This is a genomic window from Streptomyces sp. F63 (assembly GCF_018070345.1).
GTDB lineage: Bacteria > Actinomycetota > Actinomycetes > Streptomycetales > Streptomycetaceae > Streptomyces.
Genome location: NZ_JAGPXX010000001.1, coordinates 456,327 through 478,635 on the forward strand (window position 1 = coordinate 456,327; position 22,309 = coordinate 478,635).

18 protein-coding genes and 3 tRNA genes are annotated in these 22,309 nt (G+C 72.6%); 15 read left to right on the forward strand and 6 right to left on the reverse strand.

Annotated features, from left to right (window positions below; genetic code table 11):
• Positions 1 to 676: 676 nt before the first annotated feature.
• Complete coding sequence (locus KBZ10_RS02015) at positions 677 to 1,126, forward strand: hypothetical protein (RefSeq protein WP_210985681.1); 450 nt, start codon at positions 677 to 679, stop codon at positions 1,124 to 1,126.
• 224 nt (positions 1,127 to 1,350) lie between these two features.
• Here KBZ10_RS02015 and KBZ10_RS02020 read toward each other — a convergent pair whose 3' ends face one another.
• On the reverse strand, positions 1,351 to 2,517 hold the full coding sequence (locus KBZ10_RS02020; protein WP_210985682.1) for a hypothetical protein: 1,167 nt from the start codon (positions 2,515 to 2,517) through the stop codon (positions 1,351 to 1,353).
• Between the two features lie 201 nt (positions 2,518 to 2,718).
• Between KBZ10_RS02020 and KBZ10_RS02025 the strand changes: the two genes are divergently transcribed.
• Positions 2,719 to 2,982, forward strand: coding sequence for a hypothetical protein (locus KBZ10_RS02025; protein WP_210985683.1), 264 nt, complete (start codon positions 2,719 to 2,721; stop codon positions 2,980 to 2,982).
• 576 nt (positions 2,983 to 3,558) lie between these two features.
• On the opposite strand, the gene KBZ10_RS02030 is transcribed toward KBZ10_RS02025, so the two are convergent.
• Positions 3,559 to 4,320 carry a GntR family transcriptional regulator gene (locus KBZ10_RS02030; protein WP_210985684.1) on the reverse strand — a complete coding sequence of 254 codons (762 nt, stop codon included), beginning with the start codon at positions 4,318 to 4,320 and terminating at the stop codon, positions 3,559 to 3,561.
• Positions 4,321 to 4,401: 81 nt separating this feature from the next.
• Between KBZ10_RS02030 and KBZ10_RS02035 the strand changes: the two genes are divergently transcribed.
• The 9 genes from KBZ10_RS02035 (at position 4,402) to KBZ10_RS02075 (ending at position 11,154) form a co-directional block, all read left to right on the forward strand.
• Positions 4,402 to 4,701 (forward strand): hypothetical protein, encoded by a 300-nt coding sequence (locus tag KBZ10_RS02035; RefSeq protein ID WP_210985685.1) that lies wholly within the window; start codon positions 4,402 to 4,404, stop codon positions 4,699 to 4,701.
• 628 nt (positions 4,702 to 5,329) lie between these two features.
• On the forward strand, positions 5,330 to 5,632 hold the full coding sequence (locus KBZ10_RS30440; RefSeq protein ID WP_210985686.1) for a GntR family transcriptional regulator: 303 nt from the start codon (positions 5,330 to 5,332) through the stop codon (positions 5,630 to 5,632).
• Positions 5,527 to 6,066 carry a UTRA domain-containing protein gene (locus KBZ10_RS29055; RefSeq protein ID WP_307847120.1) on the forward strand — a complete coding sequence of 180 codons (540 nt, stop codon included), beginning with the start codon at positions 5,527 to 5,529 and terminating at the stop codon, positions 6,064 to 6,066. Before KBZ10_RS30440 ends, KBZ10_RS29055 begins: the two co-directional genes overlap by 106 nt.
• Positions 6,063 to 6,464: a hypothetical protein gene (locus tag KBZ10_RS02050; RefSeq protein ID WP_210985768.1), complete on the forward strand. Its 402-nt coding sequence runs from the start codon at positions 6,063 to 6,065 to the stop codon at positions 6,462 to 6,464. Before KBZ10_RS29055 ends, KBZ10_RS02050 begins: the two co-directional genes overlap by 4 nt.
• A gap of 50 nt (positions 6,465 to 6,514) precedes the next feature.
• Positions 6,515 to 6,937 carry a hypothetical protein gene (locus KBZ10_RS02055; protein ID WP_210985688.1) on the forward strand — a complete coding sequence of 141 codons (423 nt, stop codon included), beginning with the start codon at positions 6,515 to 6,517 and terminating at the stop codon, positions 6,935 to 6,937.
• Positions 6,938 to 7,080: 143 nt separating this feature from the next.
• Positions 7,081 to 7,167: transfer RNA gene (locus tag KBZ10_RS02060), tRNA-Ser, on the forward strand.
• Positions 7,168 to 7,539: 372 nt separating this feature from the next.
• Positions 7,540 to 8,460 (forward strand): DUF1906 domain-containing protein, encoded by a 921-nt coding sequence (locus tag KBZ10_RS02065; protein WP_210985689.1) that lies wholly within the window; start codon positions 7,540 to 7,542, stop codon positions 8,458 to 8,460.
• Between the two features lie 372 nt (positions 8,461 to 8,832).
• Positions 8,833 to 9,357, forward strand: coding sequence for a SigE family RNA polymerase sigma factor (locus tag KBZ10_RS02070; protein WP_210985690.1), 525 nt, complete (start codon positions 8,833 to 8,835; stop codon positions 9,355 to 9,357).
• 147 nt (positions 9,358 to 9,504) lie between these two features.
• A complete protein-coding gene (locus KBZ10_RS02075; RefSeq protein WP_210985691.1) occupies positions 9,505 to 11,154 on the forward strand; it encodes a long-chain fatty acid--CoA ligase in 1,650 nt (549 codons plus the stop codon).
• A 474-nt stretch (positions 11,155 to 11,628) separates the two neighbouring features.
• On the opposite strand, the gene KBZ10_RS02080 is transcribed toward KBZ10_RS02075, so the two are convergent.
• Positions 11,629 to 16,536, reverse strand: a complete 4,908-nt coding sequence (locus KBZ10_RS02080) for a PAS domain-containing protein (RefSeq protein WP_210985692.1) — start codon at positions 16,534 to 16,536, stop codon at positions 11,629 to 11,631.
• A gap of 305 nt (positions 16,537 to 16,841) precedes the next feature.
• Entirely contained in the window at positions 16,842 to 17,318 is a 477-nt protein-coding gene (locus KBZ10_RS29060; protein ID WP_247701611.1) for an SSI family serine proteinase inhibitor, read from the reverse strand.
• A gap of 486 nt (positions 17,319 to 17,804) precedes the next feature.
• Between KBZ10_RS29060 and KBZ10_RS02090 the strand changes: the two genes are divergently transcribed.
• From KBZ10_RS02090 to KBZ10_RS02100, 3 genes are all read left to right on the forward strand, one after another.
• Positions 17,805 to 17,894 (forward strand) — tRNA-Ser (locus tag KBZ10_RS02090).
• Positions 17,895 to 18,086: 192 nt separating this feature from the next.
• Positions 18,087 to 18,159: transfer RNA gene (locus KBZ10_RS02095), tRNA-Arg, on the forward strand.
• A 258-nt stretch (positions 18,160 to 18,417) separates the two neighbouring features.
• The gene (locus tag KBZ10_RS02100; RefSeq protein WP_210985694.1) at positions 18,418 to 19,476 is read left to right on the forward strand and encodes an amidohydrolase family protein; all 1,059 of its coding nucleotides are present in this window, start codon (positions 18,418 to 18,420) and stop codon (positions 19,474 to 19,476) included.
• Positions 19,477 to 19,531: 55 nt separating this feature from the next.
• Here the strand turns inward: KBZ10_RS02100 and KBZ10_RS02105 are convergent, their stop codons facing one another.
• Both KBZ10_RS02105 and KBZ10_RS02110 read right to left on the reverse strand, forming a co-directional pair.
• Positions 19,532 to 21,235 carry an MDR family MFS transporter gene (locus KBZ10_RS02105; RefSeq protein ID WP_307847122.1) on the reverse strand — a complete coding sequence of 568 codons (1,704 nt, stop codon included), beginning with the start codon at positions 21,233 to 21,235 and terminating at the stop codon, positions 19,532 to 19,534.
• Positions 21,236 to 21,291: 56 nt separating this feature from the next.
• A complete protein-coding gene (locus KBZ10_RS02110) occupies positions 21,292 to 21,768 on the reverse strand; it encodes a MarR family winged helix-turn-helix transcriptional regulator (protein WP_210985695.1) in 477 nt (158 codons plus the stop codon).
• Between the two features lie 167 nt (positions 21,769 to 21,935).
• On the opposite strand from KBZ10_RS02110, the gene KBZ10_RS02115 reads away from it, so the two are divergent.
• Complete coding sequence (locus KBZ10_RS02115) at positions 21,936 to 22,133, forward strand: hypothetical protein (protein WP_210985696.1); 198 nt, start codon at positions 21,936 to 21,938, stop codon at positions 22,131 to 22,133.
• The last annotated feature ends 176 nt before the right edge of the window (positions 22,134 to 22,309 follow it).

Here is a 22,309-nt window from a genome sequence, read left to right on the forward strand (position 1 = left end):
CGCCACGCCTGCCGGTCCCCGTCCCGCACACGGTCCCTGTGGCGATCACGCGCCCGGTCCCGGTGGTTCTCGGGCGCCACTGCTCGCGCAACTTGCGGAGCCTGTCGTTCAGGCGGTTGCCGATCCTGCGGCGGGCCTTGCCGAAGAGCTTGCCGACCGCGCGGCGGACCTCGTCGTACCTCCTGCCCTTCTTGCCGTCGATCTCCGCGACCCTGTCGCCCGGCTCCTTGCGCCACTGGTCGCGGGAGCCGGCGATGTCGGAGCGGCCCTTGTCGCGGGCTTCGGCCTGCTTCCTGCCGCTCGCGGACACCGCGCGCCGGAGGCCCTCGTCGTGCTGGTCGCGGTCCTGCTCCGCCTTCTTCTCCTTGGCGCTGCGCTCCCGCGTCATCCTCCGCCGGCCCTGCGCGAAGCCCGCCCGGATCTGCGGGCCGCGGTCGTGCCCGGCGACGGCGGGCGCGGACTCGACGGGCATGCCGCCACCGGACACGGACAGCACCTGCGGTTCAGGATGTCGCCGCACCAGCGGGTGCCGACTGCGGTCGGGTCGGGCCGGGCCGGAAGTCGCGGAGGACGAGGCCGGGGCGGCCGCTCGCCCTTCCCACTCAGCACGTCCATCCGCCCGCAGGAGGGATGAGGCCGCTGCCCGCGTGACGGCGGCGCCTGACGGGGAACGTGGATGCACGTGACTGACGACACCTACGACCCCGAGACGCCCGACAAGCACCACCAGCGCCCCGACGGAGTGAGCGATACAACCGTCGAGGCGCTGGGGGCGCTGTCGAAGGCCCTGGAGACCACCGAACGGGCCCGCGGCATGCTGTACGCGTTCCACCAGCTGACGGGCGGCGCGGACCTGGAGCTGGACGAGGCGGTGCGCCTGCTCCGCGAGGCCGGCCACGCCGAGCAGGCCGACCTCGTCGAGCGCGAAATCCTGGGCCGCAACGTGATCCCCGACCACTGGACCTTCCAGATCATCGAGGCCTACAACCAGACCTACTACCGGCCGTTCCAGCAGATCGAGGAACGCCTGCGCAACGAGCTGGCCGACGGCCGCGAGCACCTCTACGAGGCGGAGATGAAGGAAACCCGCCGAACCAAGCACCACCCGGACCACACGGCCCGCTGAGCCTGCGGCAACGGGGTTCGCAGGGTACCTGGGTGGTCGGCCTGTCTCCACCTGCGAGCGGCGAGCAGCTGACTGGGTACGCCCAGAGTGCGGACACGCGAGTACGTTCGGTCGTCCTTGTCCGGCGTGAACGTACGCAGAGGGCGCCCAGTACGACCCACGTCGGCCCGGGCGCCCACATCCCACATCCCTGTGTCATCGAGCAGCAGGGGTTCGAGCTCCGATCAGTAACTGCCTTGGTAGCCGGTGAGGTTGGCTTCGGGGCACGTCGCATTGCCGATCAGACATGCCACGCTGGCGTATTTGCGCTTGTAGACATTCGTGACCCTGCCACCGTCATAGATGTAGATGTGATGGTTGGGCATCAGGCGGTGGTTTCCGGAGCGGATGCTCCAGTTTCCACCCTTTGTCATATTGATGGTGAAGGCGCCGTTGATCCCACCCCTGACGCCAAGGATTCCGCTACAGAAAGGGTTCTGTGCGAGCATTTTCATGCGGATGTCGACACTGTTCCTGCTGCTACCAAGCTTTTTGGCCTGCATGTTCCTGGAGGTTGCAGTTTTGGTCGCAACTTTCCGGCCAGTGCTCTTCTTGTAGACGGTGGTCGCCTTGACGGACTTGTTTCCGGTGACCTTTTTGTTGCTCCATTTGATGGTTGCATGGAGGGCGGCGCGGTATTTGTTCGATCTCCAGTCGTACCCGCGTCCATCGCCACCGAACTGATAGCCCCTCCCGTAGCTACAGCCGACAGACGGTGCGTTGATCTTACTCTGCGGTATGAAGGCAACCCAGGACAGGGTGGTTGTCGTCGCCGCGGCCGCCGCTGCAGCGCGGACGGAGGCCGTCTGCTGCAGATCTCCTGGAGACTCAGAATTCGGGACGGTTGCCTTCACCCCCCAGCGACGGGCTTCGGCATCTTCGTCCTCCGGCAGTATGGGAGCCACTTGATACTCGTATTCAGCACCCTTTTCCACGCTCGCGTCGCGAAATGACGACACACCGGCATCAAGCTGGGCCAGCTCGCGTCCGTCGCGGAGTACCACGTATCGAGCGTCCTGCGTGTATGCGCGCCACGAGAGGTCGACGAAATCGCTGCCAGAGGACACTGCGATCCCCTCGTCGATACTTGAGCGATCAACCACGGCTCGTTCGCCGGATTTCGCCTGCTCCACACTAAAGCCTGCCTGCTTCGACGCCTCTCCCCGTGCACTGTGTGCGTCAGACGGCCCCAGCGTTCGTGTTTCCCCCTCCACGAGCGCAGAGATGGAGAATGCCACCGAGCTTGCGCCGTTCTCCGAGGTAGAGGCCACAGCCGGTGCCATCCCCGATGTCGCCATGATGGCTGGAGCAAGCGCCAGAGCGGTCATCGCAGCAACGGAAAGCCTTTTCATTTATCCCTCATTATCCCTTGGTCAGCCGAGCCGTCCCGGGCTCGAGGTAAAATTCGAAACTAAAAGAGCGGCAACGGCGGGAACAGTGGGGATGCTAGCATGCGTTTTTGAGCGGTAAGCGCGCCGCTTGAACTGGAATCTTCGCCTCCCGTGTGACGTGTATCTCGCGCGGCGAACATGGATTATCTCAGGGGTTGTGTCATGAGCGGCAGAGTAGAAGAAGGTCCCGCCAGCCTCTACGGAGGCGTGTCCCTGGGGCTGGGTGTCATCGGTCTCACCTGCATGGCCTTCTACGCTTTCGGGGTAGGCCCGCTCGCGTTTGTTCTGGGCCCCCTTGCTGTCACATTCGGCATCCTCGGACTGGTCAGCAAGGTCAATAAGTCCAAATCGGTCATTGGGTTGCTTATGGGGCTCATCCCGACCGGTCTTCTTCTGCTGCTGCCTTTCGGTGTGGCACCTCTCTGAGGAACTCGTGCAGGGTAGGTGTGGTGAGGTGCAGGGGGCTTCAGTGCCCACGTCTGCCGCGCCAAGGCCCGCTCCGTGGTGTTCTGGCGTGGCAGCAGGGCGGTAACGGTTCAGGCCGTGCCGCCGACGCGTTCGTGGCGGCCGAGGTGGCGGGGCGGTGTCCACCAGTTCCTCAGGGTGCGATGCCGTGCTCGACTCGAACCGTCCTGACTTCGCCGACTGTCCGGGCGGTGGTTGAGCGGTCGCCGCTGTACGAGACGGCTGCCGGCGCGTCGTGCGTGATCCTGTGTATGTGGCCAGGATCCAGTTGATGGTGTCCAGCTGGTGCTTCGCGCCGACGCCCCCAGCCTGCCTCCGTGGCTTGGATACGAGCTTCCGGCGATGCCGTTCGGGCCAACGGCCTACCACGGTGACGGACTCGGTATCACATCGGCCGACAGGCCCGTGATCCTCTGGTCGCCGATGATCCTGGCGCCGGACACGTTCCCCACCACACGGCCGTGATCAACGGCCATAGTTCGGCACCTCACCGCCCACTGCCACGAGTTCGCCAACGGGCGCACTGCGCTCGTGAAGTCAGACAGGAGGGTCCGTGGGCACCTCGTACACGATCTCGCATAGCGCCGCGGGCACGACGATGTTCGCCGTCTCGACCGCTCGGCCGTCATCGGCGTAGTACGTGCGGTGGATCCGGGTGACCAGGGCGCCCCGCTGAATCCCGAGGAGAGTTGCCTCCTCGGTGGTGGCCTCTCCCGGCTCCGGCTGTTCCACGGCCCGCGTGACCGTGATGCCGATCTCCGCCATGCGGTCGACCACGCCCTTGCCGGCGTGCGGACCGCCCTCCGGTAGCACCACGAGCGTGCCCGCCGTGATGCTGTAGGGCTCCCAACTGGTCGACAGTTGCACGGGCTTGCTGTCGGCGAGGTACTCGTACGCCGTGCGGACGCACAGTTCGCCCTCGGCGATGCCGAGGCGCGCGGCGATGTCCGCGGGGGCCGGCACCTTCGCTTCGGTGCGGCTCTCCCACGTACCTCGCCTGCCGAGTGCCGACATGTCCGCGACGAACGGGGAACCCCCGCTCTGCTCCCGGCACTGCGAGCGGACCATGCGCAGTCGTTCGCGCAGCTCGGCCACGTAGGTCCCTGACCCGGCGCGTCCTTCGAGGATCCCTTGAGAGATCAGAAGTTCCTGCGCGCGGCGGACGACGTTCTCTCCGACCCCGCATTCCTGGGCGAGTTGGGCACGGGAAGGCAGGCGGTCTCCCGGGCTCCACTCCCGGTCGGCGATGCGCCGACGGAGCACGTCCGCGATGCGGAGGTAGGGCGGCTGCTCGCGCATGTGGAAAATCTAGTCCACTAGCTCTAACCTAGTTAACCAGCTTCACGCATCGTGATTCTGGCGTGACGGAGGAGCGCTGCCGTGTCCTTATCCGAAGCTCGCGCCGATGGCATCGCAGCACGCTTCTCCGCCGCCGGTTTCACGCCGCGCGTGAAAGACCACGACGACCACACCTGCATCGAGACGGACATTCCGGACCCGGTCACCGCCGACGCCTGGGGCCGGCTCGTGACGGTGCTGGAGACGGCCGACCGGTTCGGCTTCGTCAGTGGTGAGAGCGGTCGCATCGCATGGGCCGCTGTCAGCAAGAAGACCCCCGCGACAATCACCGATGTCTGGGGACACGGCCCTCACCCTCAGGGAGCTGACCAGCATGTTTGACTTCATCCGCCGTAGTGCCCCGAAAGCGAGGCCGCAGCCCCGGCCGTCCGGTGGCCGTCATCGGCGGCACGCGCCGGCGCGGCCCTCCGCCGCCGTTCCGCCGCAGCCCTGGCCGCAGACCGTCGTTCCCCGCCAGCGACGTCCCCAGGACGCTGACGCCGCCTGGCCTGGGAGCAGCAAGAGGACGGAGAGGACCTGATGCCCGGACGCCACCCGTCGCGTGGCTTGATCGCTGCCAGCGAGCCGTATCGATCCACCTCATGCCAGTCAGGCGTCCATGGCACGTGCCATGAGGGGGAGCCCTCCCAGTCTCTTCCCGCCGGGCTCCCGTTGGTCCGCGACATCTGCGGCTGCCCTTGCCACGCGCCGACGCACCCGAAAGGTGACAGCGGGGAGTCCTGCCATGACGCGTGAGAGAGGGCGCGGACGGGTCATCGAGGCTGGTCCGCCCTCGCCGCAGTACGCGACCAGCCGCACGTCAGGTGTCCGGCCGCGCCGTGGACCGGCGCCGGCCGCCCGACCGTCCTCCGTCGCAGCTCCCTGCCGCGCGCACGGCGGCATAACCCCAACCAGGCATCACGCGAACCGGTTGTCCACAGCCCGGAAGACCAGGAGGTGACCGAGACCCATGGCAACCCGCTACCAGAACATCGCCGATGCCCTGCGGAGCCGGATCGTCTCGGAGGAATGGCCACCAGGGACGCGGCTCCCCGCCGAGGCGGAACTCGCCTCGCAGCACAGCGTCAGCGGTCCCACCCTGCGCAGGCGCTGGACGTCCTCGAAACCGAAGGGCTCATCGAGAAGCGCCACGGGGTCGGCAACTTCGTGCGCGTACCTCTTCACCGCATCACGTACCCCTGCGGTCAGACCGCGGCGGACGCTCAGGCAGCGGCCGGCACCGCTCTACGGATCAGCGTCAGCAGCAGGGTGACCGAGGCCGAGCGCGACCTGGCATCGCTGCTGGGGGTCCCGCTGGGCGCACCCCTGACCGAGCACACCTACGTGAGCCGCATGGACAGGACCCCGTACAGCCTGGCTCGCGTCTACCTGCCGTCGTCCGTCGGGCCCCTCAAAGCCCCGGTCGCGGGCCGCTCGCCGTGGGGCGACGACTTCGGCTGGCGCTTCGACGAGGCGGGACGGCCCCTTTGCTCCGTAGCCGAGCGGTTTCGGGCGCGGCATGCGAACGCCCAGGAGGCCGAGATTCTGCACATCAGCATCAGGACGGCAGTGCTGACCGTCGAGCGCACGTCGGTCGACGAGACCGGCCGTGTCCTTGCCGCTGCGCTCCTGGTCCTGCCCGGAGACCGAGCCGAAGCCGTTCTCACCACACGCGTACAGCAGGAGGAAGTGGAGTGGACAGGATGACCGGGAAGTCGACGACGGAGCCCGCCGACGACCTCCCGGCCCTCACGAGACTGCGCCTGCTCCCGTGGCTCGGCCCCGAAGGAAAACCCTGCTACCTCGACACGGACGACAGCGGGAGCATGCTCTCCCGGCTGGCCGACTCGGCCGAAGCAGTGCAACTCCGGGAGGCCGAAGCGCTGATCCGCTACGCCGAGGACATGCTCGCGGGCGAAGGCACCCCGCCCCACGCACTGCGCTTCCTCGGGTGCCGGCTGGCCCAGGCGCTGCGGGATGTCAGCCGAGTGGCCGTGAGCCGCGGCATGCGACTACCAGAACCACCCCACGCGGAAGAGCCGTACGAGGACGAAGCCGAGGCCGAGGAGCGCCCTCGGCCCACAGCGGAACCGACTGCTTATTAACCCGGTGGGACGACAGGAAGCTCGACGCCTACGAGGGCTACGTCGACGCCGTGCGGGCGTGCGTATTCCTGGCCGTGCAGCTCTACGAGCACAAGGAAGGGCTCCGGGAGAGCGAGAAGACCGAGCGGGAGATGACCGCGGCGCTGGCGGAAGTCGGCCGGCACCGGGGCCGTGCCTTCGAGCGGATCATGCTGCTCGGCGGGGACGACGTCGTCGAGGCCGCCCACCAGCTGAATGCCGCGGCTCTGCAGATCGACTGGCAGGCGACGGGCCGGATCGCGGGCACCCTGGAGGAGTGGCGCGAACGGAACCGGATCACCTTCAAGGAGATCAACGAGTTCCATGAAGCCGCCCGCGTGGACCTGGGCGTGCAGGGGAGTCTGAAGGACGAGAGCCACCCCGAGCGGGATCTGCTGCTGCCTCCTTCAGCGCCTTCTTCAAGTGCCTCGCAGCGGACCGATCCTGCCGCCTAGCGTGGGCCCGCCTGCACCTGGTGGCGAGGTGGCCCGAGGGCGCGATTTCCGAGCTCACGGACCAGGGACGGACCAAGCACCCCCAAGGACGGGCCCGCCAGGTAGGCTGTAGGCGCTTCCGCCGCAGGTGTGGCGGGGGCGAGGGAGGGTTGCCCGAGCGGCCTAAGGGAACGGTCTTGAAAACCGTCGTGGTGGCGACACCACCGTGGGTTCAAATCCCACACCCTCCGCGCAGCTCAGTAGGGCGAGCTGGTCAGAGGGGCGCCTTCCGTCGGAGGGTGCCCTTTTGCGCTCGAGCCGTCTTCTCCGGAGCGCGGGAATCCCGCTGTTGGCCGGCGTGAGCGGATGAGGGCGCGGTGACCGGTACGGGCGGGCGCGCCGGGCCCTGTGCGTGCCCGCCGTGGTCTTTGCCACACCCCGCCCGGCGCGGCAAGTCGGCGAAGAGCCGGACCAACCGGCAGGGAGGTCCGGTGACGCTGGTGAGAGCGGGGTGAGTGGGAGCTGCGGATCGTGGCCGCCCCTTGGTGCAGACGGATGATCTCCATGGCTGCCGTCGCGTGTCCGCCCGCCGTGGAAGGTCCGGGACCTTTTCACTTCCCCGTATGGAACGACGAAAGAAGATCATCCAATACCTCGTGGCCATGCTGACCGCCCTGGCATCGTTCATCGGGGGACTGCTCTCCGCACCCACCGCCGCCGCGCCGTCCGGGACGGCCCCCGCGGGCACCGGTGCGGTCCCGGCCGGCGGCTCCGGCGGCTCCGGCGGCGGGAGCGGGGCCGGTTCCGGGAATCCACGCGAGCAGGGGGCGGAGATCTTCCGGGGGTACGGGTTCGATACCTGCCGCACTCCGTCACTGGGCGCCATGAACGCCTGGCGCAAGTCCCACTACCGGGCCGTGGGTGTCTACTTCGGCGGCAGGGGGCGCGCCTGCAAGCGGCAGCCGAATCTCAACCGCCGCTGGACGCTCGCCGTGCACCGCGCGGGCTGGCGGCTGCTGCCGCTCTACGTCGGCTCGCAGTCTCCCTGTGTCCACAGCCGGAACAAGAGGCACACCCCCATCGGCGGCCGGCCCTGGAGCGAGGGTACGGCGGAGGGCCGCGACGCCGTGCGCCGCGCGGCCGCGCTGGGCATGGCCGAGGCCAGCCCTCTCTACCTCGACATGGAAGCGTACGACCACGACGACTCCCGGTGCGCCGAGACCACCCTGCGCTTTGTCCGGGCCTGGAGCCGCGAGGTCCGGCGGCACGGATATCTCCCCGGTTTCTACAGCAGCGCGGGAACCGGCGTGGCGCACATGGAGCGGGCGCGCCGGGAAGGCGTGCGGGATCTGCCCGAGGTGATGTGGTTCGCCCGCTGGGGTGTCGAACCGGCGGTCGACGACGAGCCGGTGCTGGACAGCGACGCCTGGCAGCCGCACCGCAGGATCCACCAGTACGCCGGAGACGTCACCGAGCGCCACGGCGGAGTGCCGATGCAGATCGACCGCAATGCGGTCGACGCCCCGGTCGCCGTCGTCCGCTGAACCGTCCTCACCGCGAGGAACCGCCGCCGTCCGCGCCGCGGTTGCGTCCGTCACACCACCCCCCTTGCCGGCCGGCCTCGTTGTCCCGCTCACCGCTCCGGCACCGACGCCGCGCCGCCGTTCCGCCATCGTTCCGCCGGCGTACGCGGGACGCAGCTCCGCCTCTTTGCGCTCTTCGTGTTCGTCCGCCCTGCCGCCGTCCACGGCGCCGTCCGGGCCCCGGTGTCGCTTCCGTGCGTCACCCTGATGCCGGGGCGCCCGCCTCTCCCCCTCCAGGGGGTGGGGCCGGGTACACCCCTACAACCTGAGGCGGACGCCGCTTCGGCACCTGCGGGCGATCCGTCGCGAGTCACCCGCTCCTAGCGTTGAGCCATGACCACGCCAGTGCGCACCGGTGCGACCGCGACTCAGTTCACGTCTTACGTACGGGCCCGCGGGCCGGTGCTGCTGCGCACCGCCCGTTCGCTGACTCCGGACCCGTGTGATGCCGAGGACCTGCTGCAGACCGCGCTGACCAAGACGTATCTCGCCTGGGAGCGGATACAGGACCACCGGGCGCTGGACGGCTATGTCCGGCGTGCCCTGATCAACACCCGCACCTCGCAGTGGCGCAAGCGCAGGGTCGACGAGTTCGCCTGCGCCGAGCTCCCGGAGCGGGAGGCCGCCCCGGCGCCGGACCCGGCCGAGCAGCAGGTGCTTCGCGACGCGATGTGGCGTGCGGTGCTGCGGCTGCCCGACCGCCAGCGGGCCATGGTCGTCCTCCGGTACTACGAGGACCTGAGCGAGGCGCGGACCGCCGAGGTGCTCGGGGTCTCCGTCGGTACGGTCAAGAGTGCGGTCTCCCGGGCGCTGGCCAAGCTGCGGGAGGATCCCGAACTCCTGCCCGTGCGGGACTGACCTGCGCACGTACCATCCGGTATGCGGACCGCGGGCGACGGGCGGATTGCAGAAGCGTTACCTCAGAGGTAGTGACATACCAAGTGGTATGGCCGCAGAATCGGCGGCACATTACCGCTGCGTGACCGCTGCCCCGGGAGGCCGACGGTGCTGAGCACAATGCAGGACGTACCCCTGACCGTGAGCCGCATTCTGCGGCACGGCTCGACGATCCACGCCACCTCGCAGGTCACCACCTGGACCGGGGAGGGCGCGCCCCAGCGCCGGACCTTCGCCGAGGTGGGGGAGCGCGCCGGCCGGCTGGCTCACGCGCTCCGCGACGAACTGGGCGTACACGGTGACCAGCGCGTCGCCACGCTGATGTGGAACAACGCCGTCCATCTGGAGGCGTATCTCGCGATCCCCTCCATGGGCGCGGTGCTCCACACCCTCAATCTGCGGCTGCCGGCCGACCAGCTCGCCTTCATCGTCAACCACGCCGAGGACCGCGTCGTCCTCGTGGACGGCTCGCTGCTGCCGCTGCTCGCCCCGCTGCTCCCCGCACTCGGCACCGTCGAGCACATCGTCGTCTCCGGACCCGGCGACCGCTCCGTCCTGGACGGCTGCCGCCCCCGCGTGCACGACTACGAGGAACTCATCGCCGGCCGCCCCTCCGACTACGCCTGGCCGGAGATCGACGAGCGCGAGGCCGCCGCCCTCTGCTACACCTCCGGCACCACCGGCGACCCCAAGGGCGTCGCCTACAGCCACCGCTCGATCTATCTGCACTCGATGCAGTCCAACAGCGGCGAGTCCTTCGGCGCCACCGGTGCCGACACCGTGCTGCCCGTGGTGCCGATGTTCCACGTCAACGCCTGGGGCCTGCCGCACGCCGCCTTCATGGCCGGCACCTCGCTGCTGATGCCCGACCGCTTCCTGCAGCCCGCACCGCTCGCCGAGATGATCGAGAGCGAGCGGCCGACGCTCGCCGCCGCCGTCCCCACGATCTGGCAGGGCCTGCTGGCCGAACTGGACGCCAGGCCGCGCGACGTCTCCTCGCTCCGCAGCGTCGTCATCGGGGGCTCCGCCTGCCCGCCCTCCCTGATGCGGGAGTTCGAGGAGCGGCACGGCATCACCGTCGTCCATGCCTGGGGCATGACGGAGACCTCGCCGCTCGGCAGCATCGCGCACCCGCCGGCCGGGGCGGACGAGGAGGCCGCCTGGGCCTACCGCGTCACCCAGGGCCGCTTCCCTGCGTCCGTCGAGGCGCGGCTGGCCGGACCCGGCGGTGAGTTCCTGCCGTGGGACGGGCAGAGCGCGGGCGAGCTGGAGGTGCGCGGACCGTGGATCGCGGGCGCGTACTACGGGGGCGGGGACGGCGAACCCTCCCGCCCCGAGGACAAGTTCAGCCCCGACGGCTGGCTGCGCACGGGAGACGTCGGCACCATCAGCCCGGACGGCTACCTCACCCTCACCGACCGCGCCAAGGACGTCATCAAGTCCGGCGGTGAGTGGATCTCCTCGGTGGAGCTGGAGAACGCGCTGATGGGCCACCCGGAGGTCGCGGAGGCGGCGGTCGTCGCCGTACCCGACGAGAAGTGGGGAGAGCGCCCGCTGGCGACGGTCGTGCTGAAGGAGGGGGCGACCGCGGACCTGGAGGCGCTCAAGTCCTTCCTCGGTGAGCGGATCGCCCGCTGGCAGCTGCCGGAGCGGTGGTCGGTGATCGAGTCGGTACCGAAGACGAGCGTCGGCAAGTTCGACAAGAAGGTGCTGCGCAAGCAGTACGCGGACGGACAGCTGGACGTCAGCCGGGTGTGACCCGCCTCCGGCTCCGGTGCGGGGCCGCTCCGGACACCGGATCGCGACGGGCCGCCGCCGCTCCGCCCACGGGCGGGAGGCGGCGGCCCGTCCTCGCGCCGAGGCGGCGGCGCGGCCGGAGATCCGCGGAGACCCGCCCCGAGGGGCCGTTGCCGCTCCGGTTCCGGGCGGTTCTTCCCCGTCCGCTGTTCGGCGCGGGCCCGGGTGGCACGGGCGTCCCCGGCGGCTGCCGCGGCTCGCGCTCACCGCGCGGGGCCGCGCCGGCCCGGCCCCGGCCCCGTTCGGCGCCGGCCTCCGCCGGGCGGCAGACCGGGCCCGGCCCCGGTGGAACCGGAAGGGCCCGGATCCCGAGCCGGGCCCGAGGCCGGAAGCCGGTCCGGACACCGGGACACCGGCCGCGTGAGCACCCTCATGGCACGGGCCGCCGGTACGGCACGCTCGTCCCGTGTGGGCCGGGTATCCGGACGGCGCCGGTCAGTTGGCGCCGATCTTGGCCAGCAGATCGACGATACGGTCCTGCACCTCGGGGTTCGTCGAGCGCTCGGCCAGGAAGAGAACCGTCTCGCCCGTGTTCAGCAGGTGCAGATCCGCCGGGTCGATGCCGGCCGACGTGTAGACGACCAGCGGGGTGCGGCTCAGCAGCCCGTTCGCGCGCAGCCAGTCCACGATCCCGGCCCGGCGCCGGCGCACCTGCGTCAGGTCCATCACCACCAGATTCGGCCGCATCTGCGCCGCCGGTGTGACCGCGTCGGCGTCCGACACGGCCCGCGCCACCTGCATGCCGCGCCGCTCCAGGGTCGCGGCCAGGGCGCCCGCGATCGCGTCGCGCTCCTCGATCAGCAGGACACGCGGCGGATGCTGCTCGCTGTCGCGCGGGGCGAGCGCCTTCAGCAGCACCGCCGGGTCGGCACCGTACGCGGCCTCCCGTGTGGCCTGGCCGAGGCCCGCCGTCACCAGGACGGGCACCTCGGCGGCCACCGCGGCGGCCCGGAGCGACTGCAGCGCGGTCCGGGTGATCGGCCCGGTGAGCGGATCGACGAAGAGCGCCGCGGGGTAGGCGGCGATCTGCGCGTCCACCTCTTCACGGGAGTTGACGATCACCGGACGGTAGCCGCGGTCGCTCAGCGCCTGCTGGGTGCCCGCGTCGGGAACGGGCCAGACGAGCAGCCGACGCGGATTGTCCAGTGGCTCCGGCGGCAGTTCGTCGTCGAGCGGCGGACTGGTCTGCACGTCGGTGACGTCCACGGCGCCGTTCGGGCCGTCCAGCGGTTCCGGGCCCTCCGCGCCTTCCTGGGGGGCGCCTATCGCGTAGGCGCGTCCGTCACCCTGCGAGTCCAGCAGCCGGGGCTGCTGCTGCGGGTTCGGCTGGGGCGCGGCCTGGGTCCGGGCACGTGCGGGCGCGGGCTGGGGCGCGGTGGCGGCCGCGGCCGCGGGCTCCGTCTCCGGTGGGGCCGCCAGCTTGCGGCGCCGGCCGCCGGGCTGGGGGGCGGTCTGCGGAGTCTGCTGCTGCGGAGTCTGCTGCGGCTGGGCCTGCGGCTGCTGCGGCGCCCGGCTGCGGTCGGCGATCTGCTGGACGAACGGCACCCCCTGGCCGAGGGTGCGCACGCTGATGGAGCGCCCCTGCGTGGTGTCCGCTTCCTGGTCGGCGGGCAGCGGCGGCCGTGTCTGCTGGGGCTGCGCGGGCTGCTGCACCTGCCGCAGCGGCACGGCCTGCTGCCCCGGTGCCTGTTGCATCTGTTGCGCCTGTTGCGGTGCCGGTTGCGGCGCCGCCTGCCGGACTGGGGTGTCGTGCTGTGCGGGCGGGCCGCCCGGGGCCGCCTGCGGCGGCTGGGCACGGCGGCCGGTGGCGGCGGGACCGCCGGGCGGCCGGGCCCCGCCGGCCGGTGCGGGCTGCTGTGGGTACGGGTGCGCGGCGGTCTCCTGCGCCCGGCCGGTGGGCCCGGCCGCGGGGGTCCCCCGGCCGTCCGTACCCCAGCCACCGGGTTGCGCCGGTGGCTGCGCGGCCGGGTCCGGCGCGGGTGCGGACCCGGCCGCGGGTGCCGCGGGCTGCCGGCCGCCCCAGCCGTCGGTGCCCCAACCCTGCTGCGGCTGCTGCCCGGTGGCCTCCGCGGCCGGCTGCGGGGGCCGGGGTGCGCCGCCCGGCGCGGACTGTCCGGCGTCGGGCGCGGGCCGGGCGCGGCGGCGGCCGGTGGGGAGCGGATGCGGCTGCGCAGGGGTGTGGTCCCGGTCCGGGTCGGCGGCCAACTGCCCGTGCGCGTCCTGTTCGTACGGCTGTGCGGGCTGGGGCTGCCCGGGCTGCGGCCCGGCACCGCCGGGACCCGGTCCGCTCCCGGCATACGGCCGCGCATCCGGAGTCTCCGGGGCAAATGGCTGCGGTTCGCCCGCGCCGCCGCCCGGGGCCGGGGCGGCCGGGGCGGCCGCCGGGCCGGGCGGCACCGGAACGGCGACGGCCGGGGCGCCGGAGGGCGGAGGCGGCAGCCGGTCCGCCTCGGCGGGCGGCAGCGCGAAAGCCTGCCGCCCGGCGGCGGGTTCGGCGCGCCCGGGCTGGGCCGCCCGGGACGCCTGCTGCGCCTGTCCGGACGCCGGCTGCGGTTGCGGTTGCGGTTGCGGTTGTGGCTGCGGTTGCGGCCGGGCCTGGGCTTGCGGCTGGGGCTGTTCCGGGATCGGCCGGTCGCCCGGCGCGAGGGCACGGCGGGCACGCCGTCCCGCGGGAGCCCCCGCCGCCTGCTGCGGGAGGGCTCCGCTCCCGGGCCCGGTGACACCCGTACCACCGCCGGGACGGGGGCCGGGGGCCGGTGCGTCCTGCGGCCGCGCCGGGCGCGGCAGCGCGGCCGGGCCCGGCGCGGCCTGGGCACCCCAGCCCTCACCGGCGTCCGCCACGGACTCCCCGGCACCCGGCTCCCCGGCCGGGGCGGGGAGCCGGCGGGCGCGCCGGCCTGCCGGGTTCTGCTGCGGGACGTTCTCCGCGGTCGGGGCCTGAGGCGCGGCGGACCCGTACGCCTCCCCGCCGGCCGCGGACTCCTCGGGTACCGGCCACTCGGCCGGCGCCGTCGCCACCGCGGCCGGACGGGGCGGGGGACCCGGCTGTTCCGTGCCGGGCCGCGGATACGGCTGTGCGGCAGCGGGGGCGGGCGCGGCCGCGGGCAGAGCCGGCCGGCCCTGCTGCGGTCCCCCGGCGGGTGCGGCGGGCCCGTCGGCCGGGGCTCCGCCGTGGCGCGCCCGGCGGCCCTGTGGTGCGGCGGTCTCCTGCAGCGGCATGGGGCCGCCCTCCGCTCCGGACCGCTCCTCGGCGGGGCTGGGCCGACCGCGGCGCCGGCCGGTGGGCCGGGGAGCGGCGGCGGCCGGGTCCGCCGCGTCACCGGGCGCCGCGGGCGGCAGGGGGCCCGCAGACGCGGCGGGGTGCGCCGGGGCGGCCGGCCCGCCCGGAGGCTGGAGGCCGTTGCCGGCGGGACGCAGTTCGGCGGCGGCTGATCCGCCCGGCCGCCCGGCGTCGCTCGCGGCCGGGGGCAGGGCGGGCATGGCACGCCGCCCGGCGGGCGCCTGCGCCGGGGTTTGCGTGGGGGCCGGCGCGTCGGTCCGCGTACCGGGACCGATCTGGCGGCGCGGGCCGCGGTCGGGGCGGGCCGGCGCCGGGACGCCCGGTGCGGGGCCGGCGCCCTCGCCGCGGCCGCTCTCCGCGGACCCGCCGGCCGGGCCGTCGCCGGCCGGGGCCGCGGCCGTGCCGTCGGCAGCCGGGCCGTCACTGGTCTCGTGGGCCGGGGCGCTCGCGCTCGCGTTCGGCATGCCGGGGGCCCCGGGCGCTCCGGGTGTGCCGCGCGCTGGGGCGGTCGGCACCGGCATCACCGTGGCCGCCGTCTCCCCTTCCCGGTCGCGTTCCGCGTCGCCGTGCGGCCGTGCGGCCGGGCCGGCGTCCGCGCTGAGCGGTACTTCGAGCACGTACGCGCTGCCGTCCACCCCCGGCACCTCGTGGGTCTGCAGCACGCCGCCGTGCCGCTGCACGATGCCGCGCACGATGGGCCCGTGCACGGGGTCCCCGGCGGTGTACGGTCCGCGGACCTCGATCCGTACGACCTCTCCGCGCTGGGCGGCGGCCACGACGATCGTGGAGTCGCCCGAGCCGCCTCCCGCCATCGTGTTGCCCGTGGAGTCGACGCCCGCCACATCCGCGATGAGATGCGCCAGGGCCGTCGCCAGCCGCTCGCCGTCGACCTCCGCCTCGATCGTGGGGGCATGCACCGCGAACTGCGCGCGCCCCGGGCCGATCAGCTCGATCGCGCCCTCGACGCCGGCCGCGACCACCGCGTCCATCGAGACGGACTCCCGCCGCAGCTTCTCCTTGCCGGTGTCGAGCCGCTGGTAAGCCAGGACGTTGTCGACGAGGGTGGTCATCCGGGAGTACCCGGCCGCCAGGTGGTGGAGGATCTGGTTGGCCTCCGGCCAGAGCTGTCCGCCCGGGTCGGCGGCGAGCCCGCCGAGCTCACCGCTGAGCTGGTCCAGCGGGCCGCGCAGCGACTGGTCCAGTACGGCCAGCAGCTGGGCGTGCCGGGCGGCCAGGGCGTCGTACTGCCGCCGGTCGGTGAAGGCCAGGACGGCGCCCACCAGCTGGTCGCCGTCGCGCACCGGTGCGGTGGTGAGGTCGACGGCCACCGCCCGCCCGTCCTTCGCCCACAGCACCTGGCCGCGCATCCGGTGCTTCAGCCCCGACTTGAGCGTGCCGGCGAGCGGTGTCTCCTCGAACGGCAGCGGGGAACCGTCGGCGCGCGAGTGCTGGATCAGCGGATGCAGTTCCTTGCCGCCCAGGTCGCTCGCGCGGTAGCCGAGGATCTGCGCTGCGGCGGGGTTCACCAGGACGACCCGGCCCTCACCGTCCACCCCGATGACGCCCTCGGCCGCCGCGCGCAGGATCATCTCCGTCTGACGCTGCTGGCGGGCCAGTTCCGCTTCGGTGTCGAGGGTGCCGGTGAGATCGCGGACGACGAGCATCAGCAGTTCGTCACCGGTGTAGTGGTGGTGGTCGGCGTAGGCGGCCTCGAACGCGGACTCGTACGGCGTGCGGCCGTCCTCCAGGTTCGCGCTGGTCACCTCGACCGGGAACTCGCTGCCGTCGGTGCGCCGCGCCACCATGCGCGTCGGCTTGGTGCGGCCCTCGTCGCCCTCGTCGGGCCGGCGCATCGAGCCGGGGATGCGCTTGGAGTCGAACGACGGCAGCAGGTCGAGCAGGCCGCGGCCGACGAGCGCGGTACCGGGTGACTCGAAGGTCTCCAGGGCGATGGTGTTCGCGTTGACGATGGTGCCGTTGCAGTTGACCAGCAGCAGGGCGTCGGGCAGAGCATCGAGTATGGCGGCGAGGCGAGCAGCGCCTCGGGATGGCCTGCTGCTCACGACGGCGCTTCCTTCCTGTTACCGCGTATTGCCGACAGCCCCGGGCATCCTGGCGCGCGTTCCGCGGTCTGTCACTAGAGGGAGTCTACGGGCAGCCGCCCGGCGGCCGGCGGTGGATGAGAGGAGGGGAGAAGTTGACCTTGTGCGGGTCCGTCCAGGTCCGCGTACAACCGGACATATGGCGCGCGGTCGCGCCGGGCGGTTCCGGCGGCCGGCGACGGGCGCCGGGCGGGCGGGACGGCCCCGGTGGGCGGCCCGTGCGGAGCCGCCCGCGTGCCCGTTCCGGTCGCGGGTCCGGCGGCTCGTCAGTGGCCCACGTCGGGAAGGACGGGGCGGAGGCGGTTCCAGCGGGCGATCTCGCAGCCGTTGACGCGGCTGTAGCGGGCCTTCACCGGACGTCCGGCCCAGGAACCGGTGATCCGGGCGGTGGCCTGGCCGCCGTAGATCATGGTGCAGTCGGAACGGGGCGGGACCGGCGTGAAGGGTCCCCTGCCGTACCGGCTGAGCTCGTCCAGCCGCTTGCAGGCGGCCCGCGCCCGGGGGTGGGTGCCGCCCGCCGGATGACAGTCGAGCGCGTACGAGCCCTCCAGGACGCGGTCGCTGCCGCCGTCACGGACGACGATGACCAGCCGGTCCTCTCCTGCCGGGGGCACCCGGTACCCGTCCGCCGGTGCGGCCGGGGGGGAAGGGGGGAACGGGGGCGCGCCGGCACTGGCGGCGGGGGCGGAGGAGAGGAAGGCGAGCGCGCAGAGCGCGCCGGCCGTGAGACGGCGGAGCGGCATGGTGTCTCCTGGGGTGTGGTGGACCGGGCGGCGGGCGGGGACGGTGCCTCTCGCGCACCGTCCCGGCCTGAGGGCGGGACGGGTCCGGCGGACCGCCGGACCCGTCTCTCCTAACGCTGTGCGCGCCGTTGCGTTGCGCAATCCGGCCGCGTCCGTCCGTACGAGCGGATCCACCCCCGTGCGGTACGCGGTGCATGCGGTGCACGCGCAGAACGCTCGCCCGAAGCGCCGGACGGCGTGCCGGGCGCCTCGGGCGCGGGGCGGCGGGGGGAACGGCGGAACGGGGGAACGGGGGACGGGTACACGGTGATCCGCGCGCTTCCGCAGGAGCTCCGGGGCACGAAGGGGCGTGCAGGGGCGCGGTGGGGAACCGTAAGGGCTTTGCCCTGAGACCCGCGCGCCGAGTACGGTGGGGTCCGATTGGTGACAGCCCATGAGGCTGTGCCATCATCTGCACACACCACTCGCGGTCGCGCGGGCGGTTGTGGAGGCTTCGCCTAGTCTGGTCTATGGCGCCGCACTGCTAATGCGGTTTGGGGTAACCCCCCATCCCGGGTTCAAATCCCGGAGCCTCCGCTCGATCCCCAGGATCATCGAAGCCCCGGCCGACGGCCGGGGCTTCCGCCGTCCCCGGGGCTCCGCAAGGTGGCCCGGGGACGGCTGTTTCCGCAGGTGGCAGGGGGCTCTGGCAATGGATTTCGCCTCACGCGGCGGGTCATGTAATGTTGTTCCCGCAACGCCGACTGGCCGAAAACGCCGGAAAAGCAAGCGCTCGTAGCTTAACGGATAGAGCATCTGACTACGGATCAGAAGGTTGCAGGTTCGAATCCTGCCGAGCGCGCAGTGTGATGTCTCAGGACATTGGAAACCCTCGAACCCACGCGTTCGGGGGTTTCGTCGTGTTGGTGGAGCGCTGGGGCTGGTAGTCGCGGGTGGGGGTGTCGGCGTCGCGGCTGCGGGCGGGTGCGGCCCCCCGGCAGGGTGGCGGGCTGGTCGGGCCGGGCGCGCGGCCACTTCTCGCATGTGGCGGGCGTACAGCGGTGGCGTGTGGCGGCGCATACTGGCGGCTCCGTGATCGCCGAGCCGGGGAGCATGCCGTATGAGCGAGAGGACCGAGCCGTCGGGGTGCGCGCAGCCGGGCGCCCGCCCCGCCGCGTCCGGGGCGCCGGCCGGGCCGGGTGCCGCGGAGGACGGCGCGGAGGTGCGGGAGGTGGCCCGGTTCCGGCGGGAGTTGGGGCTTCCCGGCCTGATCGACGTCCATACGCACTTCATGCCGGAGCGCGTGCTGCGCAAGGTGTGGGCGTACTTCGACGCCGCCGGGCCGCTGACCGGACGGCCCTGGCCGATCACGTACCGGCGCCCGGAGGAGGAGCGGACGGCCCTGCTGCGGGCCTTCGGGGTGCGCGCCTTCACCTCGCTGCTCTACCCGCACAAGCCGGGTATGGCCGGCTGGCTCAACTCCTGGTCGGCCGATTTCGCCCGCCGTACCCCGGACTGCCTGCACTCGGCGACCTTCTTCCCCGAGCCCGGGGCCGGAGAGTACGTCCGGGCGGCGGTCGAGGGCGGTGCCCGCGTCTTCAAGGCGCACCTTCAGGTGGGGGCGTACGACCCGAACGACCCGCTGCTCGACCCGGTGTGGGGACTGCTGGCGGAGGCCGCCGTCCCCGTGGTGATCCACTGCGGTTCGGGGCCCGTCCCGGGGAGGTTCACCGGGCCGGGTCCGGTCCGCCGGCTGCTCGCCCGCCATCCCCGGCTGCGGCTGATCGTCGCGCACATGGGCATGCCGGAGTACACGGAGTTCCTGGATCTCGCCGAGCGTCATCCGGGGGTGCGGCTGGACACCACCATGGCGTTCACGGACTTCTCCGAGGAGATCTGCCCCTTCCCCCTCCCGGAACTCCCGCGGCTGGCCGCGCTCCGCGACCGCGTGCTGCTGGGCACCGACTTCCCCAACATCCCCTACTCCTACGCCCACGCGCTGCGGGCGCTGGCCCGGCTGGACCTCGGGGACGACTGGCTGCGGGCGGTCTGCCACGGCAACGCGGCGCGCGACTTCGGCATCCTGCCCGGCTCGCCCGCGCTTCCGCCCGGCCCGGGCGGGGGCGGGGGCGGCGGGACGGCGGGTGGACGGGCGGAGCCCGGGGCGGACGGCGGGTGAACCGCGGGGCCGCCCGCTCCGGGCCGGGGGCGCGCGGGGTGGCGCGGCGGGGCCGTCAGCCGTTCCCGCCTTCCGGCGGGGTGGCCGCGGAGGCTCCGCGGCCGGCGGTGGCGGCGAGGCGCGCGGGGGTTCCGGCCTCCGCGGGCTCCGGTTCCGCCACGGTCTTCTCGTCCGCGGCCCGCCGGGCCACCGCCTCCTGGAGTCCGCCGGCCGTCCTCAGCGGAACCTCCTTGATCGACAGTGTCAGCGCCAGCGCCACCAGGGCGATCGGGGCCGCGTAGAGGTAGATGTCCGCGACGCCGTGTCCGTAGGCGCTCTCGACCACCGCGCGCAGCGGTGCCGGGAGCGTGTCCATGTCCGGGATGCCGCCGCCGGTGCCGGACTGCCGGACCCCGATGTCCGCCAGGCCCTCGCGGACGTAGCCGGTGACGCGGTGGCCGAGGACCGCGCCGAGCGCCGAGACGCCGACGGCGCCGCCCAGGGAGCGGAAGAAGGCCACGACGGAGCTGGCCGCGCCGAGGTCGCCCGGTTCCACCTGGTTCTGCGCGGCCAGCACCAGGTTCTGCATCATCATGCCGATCCCGAGGCCGACCAGGGCCATGAAGGCGGCGAGCCGCCAGTAGGCGGTGTCGTACCGCATGGTGCCGAGCAGGCCGAGGCCCGCGGTGAGCAGGACGGCACCGGTCACCAGCCAGCGCTTCCAGTGGCCGGTGCGGGTGATGAGGAGGCCGGAGAGGGTCGAGGAGAGGAACAGGCCCGCGATCATCGGGATCGTCAGCACGCCCGACATGGTCGGGGACTCGCCCCGGGCGAGCTGGAAGTACTGGCTGAGGAAGACGGTGGCGCCGAACATCGCCACACCGACGAAGAGACTGGCGAGCGAGGTGAGGGTGATCGTCCGGTTGCGGAACAGGCGTAGCGGGATGATCGGCTCGCTCGCGCGCGCCTCGACGAGGACGAAGGCCAGCCCGAGCACGGCCGAGCCGCCCACCATGACCGTGGTCTGCCAGGACACCCAGGCGTACCGGTCGCCGGCGAGAGTCACCCAGACGAGCAGCAGCGACACGGCCGCCGCGACGAGGAACGCGCCCGCCCAGTCGACCTTCACCTGCCGCTTGACCACCGGGAGCCGGAGGGTCTTCTGCAGGACGATCAGCGCGGCGACGGCGAACGGCACTCCGACGTAGAAGCACCAGCGCCAGCCGAGCCACGAGGTGTCGGTGATGACCCCGCCGAGCAGCGGGCCGCCGACCGTGGCGACGGCGAACGTGGCTCCGAGGTAGCCGCTGTACCGGCCCCGTTCGCGGGGCGGGATCATCGCCGCGATCACGATCTGCGTGAGGGCGGCCATGCCGCCCATGCCCAGCCCCTGGACCGCCCGGAAGGCGATCAGGGTTCCGGCGTCCTGGGCGAGGCCCGCACCGGCCGAGGCCAGCACGAAGACGATCAGGGCGACCTGGATCAGGGTCTTCTTGCTGGCCAGGTCGGCGAGCTTGCCCCAGAGCGGAGTGCTCGCCGTCATGGTGAGCAGGGACGCGGTGACCACCCAGGTGTACGCGCTCTGCCCGCTCCCGAGGTCGGAGATGATCTCCGGCAGGGCGTTGGAGACGATCGTCGACGAGAGCACCGCGACGAACATGCCGAGCAGCAGTCCGGACAGCGCCTCCATGATCTGCCGGTGGGTCATGGGCGGGGTGCCGCCGGCGGGCGAGCCGGTGACGGCGTCCTTCCGCGCACCGGCGGACGGGGTGGTGGCCATACGGTTCCTTTTCCTCACGGGGGTCAAGGGGGGCGGGGGCATCGGGATCGGGGGAGTCACCGGGGTGACGGGGAGGCCGGGGGCGGCGGGTGCCGTTCGCGGGTCCGGCAGGTGTCGAAGCCGGCCCGTAGCCGGGCCAGCAGTTCGCTGAGCCGCTCGACGTCCTCGTCGGGCCAGTCCGCGAGGGCCTCGGCGAGGGTCGCCGCGCTGCGGGCGGAGACCCCGCGCAGCAGTTCGCGGCCGCGGGGACTCAGGCTGAGCAGCCGGGACCGCTTGTCGAGCGGGTCGGGAGCGCGGTCGATCCAGCCGCGGTCGACGGCGTGGGCGACGTGCCGACTGGTCACGGACGGGTCGATGCCGAGCAGTTCGGCGAGTCGGCTCATGCGCATCTCGCCGTGGTGATGGAGCAGCGCCAGCACGGTGGTCGGGGCGGGCTGGCAGTCCGGCGGGAGCGTGCGGGAGAGGCTGCGCTTCACCGCCTCCACGGCGCCGAGCCGGCGGGCCAGTTCCTCGAAGCGACTCAGCTCGGCCACGCACCCTCCCTTGTAGTTGCTCAGGGCAACGGTAAGTTCTGTTGGTTGCTGAAGGCAAGTTCATAGCGGGCTCATCCGGGTAAAGGAAACGGAAACACCGCCCCCGGTCGCCGGCGGCCCAGGACCGGGGGTTGGGGCGCGAACGGCGGTTCGCTAGGGTCCGGCCCATGACGAACAACCCTCACGGCCCCGCGCCGCAGCAGGACCCCGCGGGCAGCACCCAGATGTTCCGTGCCTTCGTCGACGAGGGCGCTCCGCAGCGGCAGCCCGCCCCCGCCGCCTCCGGGCCGCGCCCCGGTCTGATCGTCGGCATCGTCGCCGCGATCGCGATCATTGCCGGAGTCGCCTGGCTCGCGCTGGCCTGAGCCGCCGCCCGCCGCCCGCCGCCCGCCGCTCCGGTGCCGGCTTCCGGTCGGCGTGCGCCGCGCGGTCGGCGCCCGTGGTGACGGAACGGTGCGGTGCCGTGCGGTACCGACCGGCGGGGCCTCCGCGCGGAGCCGTGTCCGGACCGGTCCGTTGCCGCGCGTTGGGCGGCCGTCCC

Coding starts and splice junctions, on each gene's coding strand:
- KBZ10_RS02015 (WP_210985681.1), top strand. CDS start 677: ATGCACGTGACTGACGACACCTACGACCCCGAGACGCCCGACAAGCAC.
- KBZ10_RS02020 (WP_210985682.1), bottom strand. CDS start 2,517: ATGAAAAGGCTTTCCGTTGCTGCGATGACCGCTCTGGCGCTTGCTCCA.
- KBZ10_RS02025 (WP_210985683.1), top strand. CDS start 2,719: ATGAGCGGCAGAGTAGAAGAAGGTCCCGCCAGCCTCTACGGAGGCGTG.
- KBZ10_RS02030 (WP_210985684.1), bottom strand. CDS start 4,320: ATGCGCGAGCAGCCGCCCTACCTCCGCATCGCGGACGTGCTCCGTCGG.
- KBZ10_RS30440 (WP_210985686.1), top strand. CDS start 5,330: ATGGCAACCCGCTACCAGAACATCGCCGATGCCCTGCGGAGCCGGATC.
- KBZ10_RS02050 (WP_210985768.1), top strand. CDS start 6,063: ATGACCGGGAAGTCGACGACGGAGCCCGCCGACGACCTCCCGGCCCTC.
- KBZ10_RS02065 (WP_210985689.1), top strand. CDS start 7,540: ATGGAACGACGAAAGAAGATCATCCAATACCTCGTGGCCATGCTGACC.
- KBZ10_RS02070 (WP_210985690.1), top strand. CDS start 8,833: ATGACCACGCCAGTGCGCACCGGTGCGACCGCGACTCAGTTCACGTCT.
- KBZ10_RS29060 (WP_247701611.1), bottom strand. CDS start 17,318: ATGCCGCTCCGCCGTCTCACGGCCGGCGCGCTCTGCGCGCTCGCCTTC.
- KBZ10_RS02100 (WP_210985694.1), top strand. CDS start 18,418: ATGAGCGAGAGGACCGAGCCGTCGGGGTGCGCGCAGCCGGGCGCCCGC.
- KBZ10_RS02105 (WP_307847122.1), bottom strand. CDS start 21,235: ATGGCCACCACCCCGTCCGCCGGTGCGCGGAAGGACGCCGTCACCGGC.
- KBZ10_RS02115 (WP_210985696.1), top strand. CDS start 21,936: ATGACGAACAACCCTCACGGCCCCGCGCCGCAGCAGGACCCCGCGGGC.